General features: G+C 63.8%; 7 protein-coding genes. 6 read left to right on the plus strand and 1 reads right to left on the minus strand.

The window, feature by feature from the left end; genetic code table 11:
* Positions 1-7: 7 nt before the first annotated feature.
* The 5 genes from treS to treY are packed head-to-tail and all read left to right on the plus strand — an operon-like array spanning position 8 to position 12,059.
* A complete protein-coding gene (gene treS, locus IVB29_RS19555; RefSeq protein WP_247504992.1) occupies positions 8-3,298 on the plus strand; it encodes a maltose alpha-D-glucosyltransferase in 3,291 nt (1,096 codons plus the stop codon).
* Positions 3,291-5,438: a 1,4-alpha-glucan branching protein GlgB gene (gene glgB / locus IVB29_RS19560; protein WP_247504993.1), complete on the plus strand. Its 2,148-nt coding sequence runs from the start codon at positions 3,291-3,293 to the stop codon at positions 5,436-5,438. Before treS ends, glgB begins: the two co-directional genes overlap by 8 nt.
* Positions 5,439-5,441: 3 nt before the next feature.
* Positions 5,442-7,520 (plus strand): glycogen debranching protein GlgX, encoded by a 2,079-nt coding sequence (glgX, locus tag IVB29_RS19565; RefSeq protein ID WP_247504994.1) that lies wholly within the window; start codon positions 5,442-5,444, stop codon positions 7,518-7,520.
* Positions 7,517-9,271 (plus strand): malto-oligosyltrehalose trehalohydrolase, encoded by a 1,755-nt coding sequence (gene treZ / locus IVB29_RS19570; RefSeq protein ID WP_247504995.1) that lies wholly within the window; start codon positions 7,517-7,519, stop codon positions 9,269-9,271. The genes glgX and treZ overlap by 4 nt, the downstream gene beginning before the upstream one ends.
* A gap of 1 nt (position 9,272) precedes the next feature.
* Positions 9,273-12,059 (plus strand): malto-oligosyltrehalose synthase, encoded by a 2,787-nt coding sequence (gene treY, locus IVB29_RS19575; protein WP_247504996.1) that lies wholly within the window; start codon positions 9,273-9,275, stop codon positions 12,057-12,059.
* A gap of 3 nt (positions 12,060-12,062) precedes the next feature.
* Here treY and IVB29_RS19580 read toward each other — a convergent pair whose 3' ends face one another.
* Positions 12,063-12,380 carry a polyhydroxyalkanoic acid system family protein gene (locus tag IVB29_RS19580; protein ID WP_247505147.1) on the minus strand — a complete coding sequence of 106 codons (318 nt, stop codon included), beginning with the start codon at positions 12,378-12,380 and terminating at the stop codon, positions 12,063-12,065.
* A gap of 177 nt (positions 12,381-12,557) precedes the next feature.
* Between IVB29_RS19580 and IVB29_RS19585 the strand changes: the two genes are divergently transcribed.
* A complete protein-coding gene (locus IVB29_RS19585; RefSeq protein WP_007595743.1) occupies positions 12,558-12,722 on the plus strand; it encodes a DUF3309 family protein in 165 nt (54 codons plus the stop codon).
* Positions 12,723-12,748: the final 26 nt, after the last annotated feature.

A 12,748-nucleotide genomic window follows, 5' to 3' on the forward strand; every position in this document is an offset into this window, starting at 1 on the left:
TCACGCCATGAATGTTTTGTCTTCCGTCGACACCAAGAAAGCCGAGGCTGCCGAGATCGTGGATGAGCTCTGGTACAAGGACGCCATTATCTATCAGCTTCACGTCAAGGCGTTTGCAGACAGCAATAATGACGGCATCGGCGACTTCGCCGGGCTGACCGAGAAGCTGCCCTATCTCCAGGAGCTCGGCGTCACCGCGCTGTGGCTGCTGCCGTTCTATCCGTCGCCCGGACGCGACGACGGCTACGACATCGGCGATTACGGCTCGATCAATCCCGATTTCGGGACCATGAAGGATTTCAAGCGCTTCATCCAGGAAGCGCAAAAGCGCGGCCTGCGCGTCATCACCGAACTCGTCGTCAACCACACCTCGGACCAGCACGATTGGTTCAAGCGCGCGCGCCGCAGTCCGGCAGGCTCGAGTGCCCGCGACTGGTATGTCTGGAGCGACACCGACCAGAAATACCAGGGCACGCGGATCATCTTTACCGACACCGAGAAATCCAACTGGACCTGGGATCCGGAGGCCGGCGCCTTCTACTGGCACCGCTTCTTCTCGCACCAGCCGGATCTCAATTTCGACAATCCACGCGTGGTCAGCGCTCTCATCCAGGTAATGAAGCGCTGGCTCGATGCCGGCGTCGACGGCTTCCGGCTGGATGCCATTCCCTATCTCTGCGAGCGCGAGGGCACCTCGAACGAGAACCTTCCCGAGACGCATGCGATCATCAAGCGGCTGCGCCATGAACTGGACGCGTATTCCAAAGGCAAGCTGCTGCTCGCGGAGGCCAACCAATGGCCGGAGGACGTGCAGGAATATTTCGGCCGTGGCGACGAATGCCACATGGCCTACCACTTCCCGCTGATGCCGCGCATCTACATGGCGATCGCGCAGGAGGACCGCTTCCCGATCACCGACATTTTGCGCCAGACGCCGGACATTCCGGCGAGCTGCCAATGGGCGCTGTTCCTGCGCAACCATGACGAGCTGACGCTGGAAATGGTCACCGACGTCGAGCGCGATTATCTGTGGTCGACCTACGCCAACGATCCACGCGCGCGGATCAATGTCGGCATCCGCCGGCGCCTTGCGCCGCTGATGGACAATGATCGTCGCAAGATCGAGCTGATGAACTCGCTGCTGCTGTCCTTCCCCGGTACGCCGATCATCTATTACGGCGACGAGATCGGGATGGGCGACAACATCTATCTCGGCGACCGCAACGGCGTTCGGACGCCGATGCAGTGGAGCCCGGACCGCAATGGCGGCTTCTCACGCGCCGATCCGGCCCGCCTCTACGCGCCGCCGATCATGGACCCCGTCTACGGCTACGAATCCGTGAACGTGGAGGCGCAGTCGCGCAGCCTGTCGTCGCAGCTCAACGCCACCAAGCGGCTGATCTCGGTACGCAAGTCGACGCTGGCCTTCGGCCGCGGCACCATGACCTTCATCCGGCCTTCCAATCGCGCCGTGCTGGCCTATGTCCGGCAGTATCGCGACGAAGTGATCCTCTGCGTCTCGAACCTCTCCCGCGCAGCACAGGCGACCGAGCTTGATTTGTCGCCGTGGAAGGACCGCATCCCGCTGGAGATGCTCGGACGCACGCGTTTCCCGGCGATCGGCGAACTGCCTTATATGATCACGCTGGGGCCCTACGGCTTCTACTGGTTCCAGCTCAACGAGCGCGACAAATCCGAGCCGGTGATACCGCACGCGGTGCCGGAGTTCGAAACGCTGGTGGTGCCGGTCAATTCGAACTGGGTGTCGCTTGCGCGCGAGCGCGGCATGTTCGAGCGCGACGTGCTGCCGGGCTTCCTGTCGCGGACACGCTGGTATCCCGAACACAATCCCAAGCACATCAAGGCCACGCTGACCTCGGCGGTGCCTTTCAGCGACATCGGCGACAACAGGCCCTGGATTGCGTTTTTCGAGACCACACAGGACGATGCGACCACGCGTTACGTACTGCCCATGCAGATCGAATGGGTGCGCTTCGACCGCGAACGCTTCAACCCGAAAGCGCTCGCCGCCGTGCGCCAGGGCGCGCGCGAGGGCACACTGCTCGACGTCGCGACCGAGCAGATCTTCATCGGACTTTTCCTGCGTGGTCTTTCGCAGAACCTGGTGGTGGAGGAGAACAATCTGCGGCTTGAGTTCAAGGCCACCAGCAGGTTTGCCGATTACACCATCAAGGAGCCCGGACGCATCCGCGCCATCGAGCAGTCGAACAGCACGGCGCTGGTCGACAATCAGTATGTCGCCAAGATTCATCGCCAGCTCGAAAGCGGCATCAATCCCGAGATCGAGATCGGCCGCTACCTGACCGAGATCGCCCACTTTGCCAATACGCCGGCGCTGCTCGGCAGCGTCGAGCTGGTCGAAGGTGGGAGCCGAAGCGCGGTCGGCGTGCTGCACGCCTATGTCGAGAACCAGGGCGACGGCTGGGCCGTGACCAATGGCTATCTCGACCGCTATATCGACGAGCAGCGGCTCACGCCAGTGGGCGAAGCCCCCCGCGAGACCCAGGAGCAGGCGCTCTATCTGCATTTCATCGCGCAGATCGGCCGGCGGTTGGCCGAGCTTCATGTGGCTCTCGCCGCTGCAAAGCCCACCGATCTCGCGCCGGAGCCGATCGGCTCCACGCACATCAAGCGCTGGGCCTCCGACCTCAAGGCACGTGCCGAGCGGGTCTTCGAACGGCTGGCCGACGGCCGCGATGGCCTGCGCGAAGCCGACCGTCCGCTGGTCGACCAGCTCACCGCAGTCCGTGCGACTCTGCCCGACCATTTGAATGCACTATTGCCTTCCGGGATCGGCGGGTTGAACATCCGTCATCACGGCGACTTCCGCCTCGGGCAAACTCTGATCGTGAAGGATGATATCTTCATCATCGATTTCGACGGCGATCCGCGCCTGCCGCTGGCCGACAAGCGGCGCAAGCTGCCTGCCGCGCGCGACGTCGCCGGCCTGATCCGCTCGATTGATCTTTCGGTTAACGCCGCGCTTAACCGGGCGCTGTCGGGGGGGATTGAGGAGCAGGGCCGGCTCACGGCCGCGCTCGGGCAATGGCGCGAACGCGCCACCGCGACGTTCCTGTCCGCCTATCGCGAGGCCATGACCGACCGGCTTCTGTGGCCGGAAGACCAGCACTCGGCGGAGGGCCTGTTAAGGTTTTTCCTGCTTGATCAAGCGTTCGACGAAGTAGAGTACGAGCTGTCCCACCGGCCTGAGGGGCTCCATGCGCCGCTGACCGGACTGCTTCGCATTCTGTCCAGTGAGAGCGAAGCCCATGCCTAAACTGCCAGCCGAGGCCTATGCGATCATCGAGGGCCGCCACTCCGACCCCTTCCACTATCTCGGGCTACATCCCGAGGGCGACAGGAGCGTGGTGCGCGCGTTCCTGCCCGAGGCCTCCAATGTCGAGGCGGTCGGTGAGCATGGCGAGGTGGCGAAGCTCGACCGCGTCCACGATTCCGGCCTGTTCATCGGCGCGCTTCCCAACGGCTCCAAGCGCTACCAGCTCCGCGCCAAATTCGGCGACAACGTCGTCGAGTTCGAGGACGCCTACCGATTTCCACCGATCCTGACCGACTTCGATCTCTATCTGCTCGGCGAGGGCACCCATCAGCGGCTCTACGATAAGCTCGGCGCGCATCCGATGACACTCGAGGGTATCGATGGCATCGGCTTCGTGGTGCTGGCGCCGAATGCGCGGCGCGTCGCCGTGGTCGGCGATTTCAATTTCTGGAACGCGCGGCGCCATCCCATGCGGGTGCGCGGCGCCGGCTATTGGGAATTGTTCATCCCGCACGCCAAGACGGGCGATCACTACAAGTTCGACATCATCGGGCCGCACGGTCATCAGCTGCCGCTGAAGTCCGATCCCATGGCCTTTGCGAGCGAGGTGCGGCCGAAAACGGCGTCGATCGTGTTCGACGAGGCGCACCTCGCACGTCCGCGCCCGGCGCAAGATGGCATCAATGCGCTATCGGCGCCGATGTCGATCTACGAGGTCCACCTTGGTTCGTGGCGGCGCAAGAACGGCGATGAATGGCTGACCTATCGCGAGTTGGCCGAACAACTGCCGGCCTATGCCCGCGACATGGGTTTTACCCATCTCGAATTCATGCCCGTCAGCGAGCATCCATTCGACGGCTCCTGGGGCTATCAGCCGACCGGCCTCTATGCGCCGACCAGCCGCTTCGGCACGCCGGAGGATTTCGCCGCGCTGGTCGATGCCTGCCACCGCGAAGGCGTCGGCGTGCTGCTCGACTGGGTGCCCGGCCACTTCCCGGACGATCCGCACGGGCTCGGCAGCTTTGACGGCACCGCGCTCTACGAGCACGCCAACCCGCTCCAGGGCCGCCATCTCGACTGGGGCACGCTGATCTATAATTACGGCCGCACCGAAGTGACGAACTTCCTGGTATCGAACGCGCTGTTCTGGCTGGAGCGTTACGCCATCGACGGTTTGCGCGTCGATGCGGTGGCGTCCATGCTCTATCTCGACTACAGCCGTCCGCCCGGTGCCTGGATTCCGAACCAGTATGGTGGCCGCGAAAACATCGAGGCGGTCGCGTTCCTGCGCCGCTTCAACACCGAGCTGTTCGCGCGTTTTCCGCAGGCAACCACGGCGGCCGAGGAATCCACCGCATGGCCGCAGGTTTCGCGCCCGGTCGAATTCGGCGGGCTCGGCTTCGGCTACAAGTGGAACATGGGGTGGATGCACGACACGCTGAACTACATCAGCAAGGATCCCATTCACCGCAAGCATCATCACGGCGACATCCTGTTCGGTCTGCACTACGCGTTCTCGGAAAACTTCATCCTGCCGCTGTCGCATGACGAGGTCGTGCACGGGAAGCGCTCGATCCTCGGCCGCATGCCCGGCGACGAATGGCAGCGCTTTGCCAACTTGCGCGCTTACTACAGCTTCATGTTCGGCCATCCCGGCAAGAAACTGCTATTTATGGGCTCCGAGATCGCGCAGAGCCGCGAATGGAATCACGACCAGTCGCTCGACTGGCACCTGCTGGAATACAAAAACCACTCGGGCATCCAGGCCCTGATCCGCGATCTCAACCGGCTCTATCGCGCCGTGCCCGCGCTGCATCAGATGGACTGTGATCCGGCCGGCTTCGAGTGGCTGATCACGGATGACGCCAACCGCAACGTCTTCGCCTGGCTGCGCAAGGGAATTGACGAGCACGCGCGGTGTCTGGTGATCGTCAACTTCTCCCCCAACGTCTATCGGAACTACCGCGTCCCCGTGCCCTTTGCCGGCAAGTGGAAAGAGGTGTTCAATTCGGACTCCGCCCATTATGGCGGTACCAATGTCGGGAACATCGGCGAGGTCCATACCGTTGACGGCAAGGCGCCCGAGCTTCGCCTCACCATCCCGCCGCTCGCCGCGATCTTCCTCGTTCCGGAAAGCTGACCGATGCGCCTGACTGCTGGATCGCCCGCACGCCTCGGTGCAAGCTGGGACGGACGCGGCACCAATTTCGCGCTGTTCTCGGCTAATGCGCAGAAGGTCGAGCTCTGCCTGTTCGACCCGCAGGGGCGGCGCGAGCTCGAACGTATCGAATTGCCGGAACGTACCGAGGACGTCTGGCACGGCTATCTCAACGACGTCTCGCCGGGCCAGCTCTACGGCTATCGTGTGCACGGCCCCTACGAGCCCGAGCAGGGCCACCGATTTAACGCCAACAAGCTGCTGCTCGACCCCTATGCCAAGCGGCTTGCGGGACGGCTGGTCTGGAGCGATGCGCATTTCGCCTATCGCACCGGCTCGGCGCGCGAGGATCTGTCGTTCGACCGGCGCGACAATGCGCGCGGCATGCCGAAGGGCGTCGTCGTCGACGAGACTTTTAATTGGGGCCGGCGCGAGATCCGCCCCAACATTCCCTGGGAAGACACCATCATCTATGAGGCCCACGTCAAGGGCCTGACGCAGAAGCGCGACGACGTGCCGCCAAATCTGCGCGGCACCTATGGCGGGCTGTCGTCGCCGGCCATGATCGAGCATCTGAAGAAGCTCGGCGTCACCACGGTCGAGCTGCTGCCGATCCACGCCTTCGTCGACGACCGGGTTCTGGTCGAGAAGAAGCTCGCCAATTACTGGGGCTACAACACGCTGTCCTTTTTCGCGCCGGAGGCGCGCTACGCCCAGGACAACGCGCTGGACTCCTTCCGCACCACGGTCGCGCGCCTGCACGATGCCGGCATCGAGGTGATGCTGGACGTCGTCTATAACCACACCGCAGAGGGCAATCACCTCGGCCCGACGCTGTGCTACCGCGGCATCGACAACGCCTCCTATTACTGGCTGAACCGCGAGAACCCGCGCTATTACGACGATTTCACCGGCTGCGGCTCGTCGGTGAACCTCACCCATCCGCGTGTGCTCCAGATGGTGATGGATTCGCTGCGCTACTGGGTCGAGGTCTGCCATGTCGACGGTTTCCGTTTCGACCTCGCCACCACGCTGGCGCGCGGAGCTAACGGCTATGATCGCGGCAGCTCGTTCCTCACCGCGATCCGGCAGGACCCGGTGCTGGCGACCGTCAAGCTCGTTGCAGAACCCTGGGATCTCGGTCTCGGCGGCTACCAAGTCGGCGCCTTCCCCTCGCAATGGTCGGAGTGGAACGATCGCTATCGCAGCGCCATGCGCCGCTATTGGAGCGGCGAAGGCAGCCTGATCGGCGACATCTCCAGCCGCATGACCGCATCATCCGATCTGTTCAATCACGACGGACGGCGGCCGCGCGCCAGCATCAACCACATCACAGTCCACGACGGTTTCACGCTCGCCGACCTCTTCAGCTACAATGAGAAGCACAACGAGGCCAACGGCGAGGATAATCGCGACGGCTCCAGCGACAACCACAGCAACAATTGCGGTGTCGAGGGCCCGACCGACGATCCCGGGATCATTGCCCTGCGGCGGCAGCTTCGCAAGAACGTGCTGGCCTGCCTGATGCTGGCACAAGGCGTTCCGCTGATGCTTGCCGGCGACGAGGTCGGCAATTCGCAATCCGGCAACAACAACGCCTATTGCCAGGACAACGAGGTCGGCTGGGTCGGCTGGGACAATCTCGGCAAGGACGGCGACGACATGGTCGATTTCGTCGCCGATCTCGCCGACATCCGCCGCCGGTTCTCGCAGCTGCGCAGCCATCGCTGGCTCGACGGCCGGCCCAAGGACGGCCTCTCCTACGGCGCGCTGTGGCTGACGCCCGCGGGCGACGAGATGACGGAGAACGACTGGAAGTTTCCCGAAGGGCGGTTCCTCTCCTATGTGATGGGGCCAATGGAACCGGGGAGCGCCGCGATCTTTATCGTACTGAACGCCGCCCCCGAAGAGATCGCATTCAGATTGCCCAAAATGCCCGAATACAAGAGCTGGCAACAGATCCTGAACACGACGGACGCCAAGCTGAACAGCGTTGATTTCCTGCCTGGAAGCGACAGCAAGGCGCCGCCGCGTTCCGTGCTCGCTTTCGCGGGGGCGCTATGAGGCCATCCTTCGGGGCAATGCCGACGAAGGACGGCGTGTCGTTCCGCCTGTGGGCGCCCGGCGCGCGCCGCGTCGATCTGCTGCTCGACAGGCGGCACGCGATGCAGCGCCGGCAGGATGGCTGGTATGTGGCTGAGATTGCCGGGCTGCCGGTTGGCAGCAATTACAAATTCAGGATCGATGACGAGATCGACGTGCCCGACCCGGCGTCGGCGTTCCAGCCCGAGGATGTGTTCGGCCCGAGCGAGGTGATCGATCACGATTCCTTCGCGTGGCGCGCGCAAGATTGGCGCGGGCGTCCCTGGGAAGAGACGGTGCTAATCGAGACGCATGTCGGCACCTTCACAGCTACGGGCACCTACCGCGCCATGATCGACAAGCTCGATCATCTCACAGCAACCGGCATCACCGCGCTGGAATTGATGCCGCTGGCCGATTTCGCCGGCCGCCGCGGCTGGGGCTATGACGGCGTGCTGTGGTATGCGCCCGACGATGCCTATGGCCGCCCAGAAGACCTGAAGACGCTGATCGACGAAGCGCATCTGCGCGGGCTGATGGTGTTTCTCGACGTCGTCTACAATCACTTCGGTCCGGAAGGGAATTACCTCGGCCGCTATGCGCCGACTTTCTTCACCGACGCGCACACGCCCTGGGGCAGCACGATCGATTTTCGCGTGCCGCAGGTGCGGGCGTTTGCGGTCGAGAACGCGCTGTCATGGCTGACCGATTATCGCTTCGATGGCTTGAGGCTGGACGCCGCCAACCACATCATGGCGCTGCCCGGCGAGCCATCTATGCTGCACGATCTCAGCGTCGCCGCGGGCGAGCTCGCAAAGGCAACGGGACGGCATATCCATCTCGTACTGGAGAATGGTGACAACCGCGCCAGCCTGCTCGATGCCGCGCAGGAGCCGCCGAACGGCAAATACCGCGCACAGTGGAACGACGACTATCACCACGTCTGGCATGTGTTGCTGACGGGCGAGCTCGCCGGCTATTACGCCGACTACCAGACCCCACGCATGGACCTCGCGCGGGCGCTCGCCTCAGGCTTCGTCTATCAGGGCGAGATCTCGGAATTCTGGGGCAAGAAGCCGCGTGGCGAGGCCAGCGGCGAGCTGCCGCCGACGACCTTCGTCAACTTCCTGCAAAATCACGACCAGATCGGCAACCGGCCGCTCGGTGACCGGCTCGAGAGCCTGGCATCGCCGCAGCAGATCGAGGCCGCACTCGCAATCACCCTGCTCGCGCCGATGGTGCCGATGCTGTTTCAGGGCGAGGAATGGGGATCGGCCGCGCCCTTCCCGTTCTTCTGCGATTTCCAGGGTGGCCTGGCTGATGCCGTACGCAAGGGGCGCAAGCAGGAATATGCCTGGGCCTACGAGAAGTATGGCGACGAGGTGCCGGATCCGCTCGATCCCGCGACGATGCAATCGGCGGTACTCGACTGGACTGGCCGCACGCCGGAGCAGGAGGCGCGGCTTGCGCTGGTGCGTGAGCTGCTCGCACTGCGTGGCAAAGAGATCGCACCACGGCTGAACGGTGCGAGCTTCGGCGATGCCGCGGCGGCCGATAGTGGCTTGCTGACGGCACGTTGGCGCATGGGCGACGGCACGACACTGAGCCTGACCGCTAATTTGTCTGACAAGGACATCACTTATTCCAGCAACGCTCCGGGCGCGCCGATCTGGGGCGGCATGACCGGCGACCGGCTCCCGCCCTGGTCGGTGATCTGGCATCTCGGGGGTTAGCATGCCTCCCGCAATTCCTTTGGCGACCTACCGGCTTCAGCTCACCGCGGATTTCGACTTCGACAAGGCTGCTGCGGTCGTGCCGTATCTCAAGGCATTGGGGATCACGCATCTCTATGCTTCGCCGGTGATGAAGGCCCGCAAGGGCTCGACCCACGGCTACGACACCGTCGATCACAGCCAGTTCAATCCCGAGCTCGGCGGTGAAGCCGGCTTTGCACGGCTGAGCGAGGCGCTGATCAAACACGATCTCGGTCTCATCATCGATTTCGTGCCGAACCATGTCGGCGTGCACTTTGCCGACAATCCCTGGTGGCTGGACGTGCTGGAATGGGGACCGACCTCGCCGCACGCGGTCGCATTCGATATCGACTGGGATCTGCTGCCGCACCGCGCCCGCGGCGGCGTGCTGCTGCCGATCCTCGGCACCTTCTATGGCGAAGCGCTGGAGCGCGGTGACATCGAGCTGCGCTACGATGCCGGCGAAGGCAGTTTTTCCGCCTGGTATTTCGAGCATCGCCTGCCGATCGCGCCCGAACGCTACGGCGAAATGCTCCGCATGGTGGTCAAGGAAGCGGATGCCGCCGAGACGGAGGCCGGCAAGCACATGGTCGCGCTTGCGGCGCGCTATACCGGCCTGCGCCGCCCCAACCGCAAGGAAGCCCCTGGCTTCAAAGCCGAGCTGAAGGACATCGCGGGCGCCGCGGACATCATCGCGCGCGGTCTTGCAGCCTATCGCCCGGCCGAGGACCGTCCCGCACCGACACTGGCGCTGCATCACCTTCTGGAGCGCCAGAACTACAAGCTCGGCCACTGGCGGCTCGCCTCCAGCGACATCAACTATCGCCGCTTCTTCGACGTCAACGGGCTCGCGGGCCTGCGCGTCGAGGACCCGAGCACGTTCGCCGCCACGCACCGGCTGGTGAAGCAGCTGATTGCCGACGGCAAGTTGCAAGGTATCCGTCTCGATCACATCGACGGCCTGCGCGATCCCGCGCAATATTGCCAGCGGCTGCGCCGGCTGGTGCGCGACGCGCAGGGCAACACGAAACCGTTTTATACCGTGATCGAAAAGATTCTGTGCGAGCACGAGCAGCTGCCGCATTTCGCCGGCGTTCAGGGCACCACCGGCTATGAATGGATGAATGTCATCACCCAGGTCCTGGTCGACGCCAAGGGGCTGGAGCCGCTGGACGAGACCTGGCGGCAGATCAGCAACCGCCCGCCGCGGCTCGTGCCTTACGTCAAGGACGCCAAGCGTCGCGTGCTGGAGACGCTGCTGACCAGCGAATTCACCGTGCTGACGCGGCTGCTCGCGCGCATCGCCAACGGGCACTATTCGACCCGCGACTTCTCTGCCGACAGTTTGCGGCAAGCGCTCGAATTGTACGTGCTGCATTTTCCGGTGTACCGCACCTATCTGACGCATAGCGGCCCAACCGCCCTCGACCGCAAGTTGATCGACGACACCATCGCGCACGCGCGCGGAGAATGGTTCGCCGCGGACGAAGGCATTTTCGACTTCCTGCGCGACGCCCTGACCATGGACCTGCTCAAGCCCGGCCGTCCGCCGCACAGTGCACCGCGCGTGAGACGTTTCGCGCTGAAGGTGCAGCAGTTCACCGGACCGATGATGGCAAAGTCGCTGGAGGACACTGCATTCTATCAATTCCATCGGCTGCTCGCGCTGAATGAGGTCGGCGGCGATCCGGCCAGCGCCGGTGTCACCATTCCCGCCTTCCACGAGGCGATGCGGGCGCGCGCCAGGGAATGGCCGCAAGGGATGACGGCGACCGCGACCCATGACACCAAACGCGGCGAGGACGCGCGCGCGCGGATCGCAGCGCTCAGCGAAATTCCCGGCGAATGGACCAGCGCGGTTTCGCGCTGGAAGGTACTGAACGCGCCGCATCTTGCGCTCAACGGCAATCTGCGCGCGCCGTCGGCGACGTTCGAATACATGCTCTACCAGACCCTGCTCGGCGCCTGGCCGCTCGGGGAGACGGCCGATGCCGGCTTCGTCGAGCGTATCCAGGCCTATGCGCTCAAGGCCGCGCGCGAGGGCAAGGAGGAGACGAGTTGGCTCAATCCGCATGAGGCCTATGAGAACGGCGTCAAGAGCTTTATCGCAAAAATTCTCGATCCCGTGCTGTCAGGCGAATTCCTGGAGGCGCTTCAGACTCTGGCTCGCCGCGTCGCGCTGTTAGGGGCGCTCAACTCACTGAGCCAGCTCACGCTCAAGGCGACGCTGCCGGGCGTGCCCGACTTCTACCAGGGCACCGAATTCTGGAACCTGTCGCTGGTCGATCCCGATAACCGCTGCCCGGTGGATTTTACGGCACGCCAGGCAGCACTGACATCGCTGGAAGCGCCGGATTGGCGCGTCTTGATCAAGAGCTGGCCGGACGGCCAGATCAAGCTGGCCTGGACGCGGCACCTCCTCAAGCTGCGCAACGAGCTCGCCGACGTCTTTGCCCAAGGCGACTACCAGCCGCTTGAGGTGCGCGGCGCGCACGCCGATCACGTCATCGCCTATGCGCGCCGGTACGGCCGTGCCGCGGCGATCGTGGTGGTCGGGCGCCAATTCGCAGCCTTCACACAGGCGGGCCGGGAATGGCCTGCGCTCGAGGCTCTCGACGCCACCATCGACATCACCGGATACACCGCACCGGGTCTGGCCGGCAGCGAATTGCCGGTCGGGCAGGCTTTCCGCGATTTTCCCGCCGGGGTCATCAAGGCCCGGGCAGCGAGCGCCATCAGGTCTGCCCGGCGGCGCGTGCGCGCCTGAGATCTACTTCCCATCGTCCTTGGTCAGCAGAAGCTGCCCGCGCTTGCGGATGGTCGCCTGCGCCATCTCGGCAAAGCGCTGTAACAACCAAGGCAGCACTACCTGCACCTTGACTTGATCGTCCGTGACATCGACTTGGCCGCTCGCGATCTGACCGAGCGCGCGGATGCGGAAGGCCAGAGTATCGCCGCTCCAGCGCTCCTCCTCGACCTGCATCACGGGAATGCTGGCCGCCGCACGGCTAAGCCCGGTCTTGAGCCGGCGCACCGCCTCTTCGCGGCCGAGCTTATGCGGAATCGAAACGATTAGCGGTGCTGACATGATTGGTCCCTCATCATCGTGCCGGATCATGCCGGCCGGAGCGCCAAAGGTTCCATGCAAGTTGGGCCCGTGACCGGTGTTTCATCGTGGGAACTATAAAACCTGCGGCAAGTTGCCCTCGCACAACGGGACAGGTGCAAACGACCCTTTTTTCCTGAAGGGCTGGAGGAGACTAGCATGTCTATCGGTACGATCATTCTGATCATCTTGGTTATCGCGTTGCTCGGCGGCTTCAGCGGCATCGGCGGCGGGCCATTCTACGGCACCGGCTATTACGGCGGCGGCGGCCTCGGGCTGGTCATCGTCATCCTGCTGATATTACTGTTGCTCGGACGGATCTAGGGGAGGCTTCGTAGGATGGGTTGGCC

The sequence above is a fragment of the Bradyrhizobium sp. 1 genome, from assembly GCF_023073315.1.
In the GTDB taxonomy this organism is placed as follows: domain Bacteria; phylum Pseudomonadota; class Alphaproteobacteria; order Rhizobiales; family Xanthobacteraceae; genus Bradyrhizobium.

Bases quoted from the DNA above. Each gene is read 5' to 3' on its own strand.
- treS (WP_247504992.1), top strand. From the start codon at position 8: ATGAATGTTTTGTCTTCCGTCGACACCAAGAAAGCCGAGGCTGCCGAG.
- glgB (WP_247504993.1), top strand. From the start codon at position 3,291: ATGCCTAAACTGCCAGCCGAGGCCTATGCGATCATCGAGGGCCGCCAC.
- glgX (WP_247504994.1), top strand. From the start codon at position 5,442: ATGCGCCTGACTGCTGGATCGCCCGCACGCCTCGGTGCAAGCTGGGAC.
- treZ (WP_247504995.1), top strand. From the start codon at position 7,517: ATGAGGCCATCCTTCGGGGCAATGCCGACGAAGGACGGCGTGTCGTTC.
- treY (WP_247504996.1), top strand. From the start codon at position 9,273: ATGCCTCCCGCAATTCCTTTGGCGACCTACCGGCTTCAGCTCACCGCG.
- IVB29_RS19580 (WP_247505147.1), bottom strand. From the start codon at position 12,380: ATGTCAGCACCGCTAATCGTTTCGATTCCGCATAAGCTCGGCCGCGAA.
- IVB29_RS19585 (WP_007595743.1), top strand. From the start codon at position 12,558: ATGTCTATCGGTACGATCATTCTGATCATCTTGGTTATCGCGTTGCTC.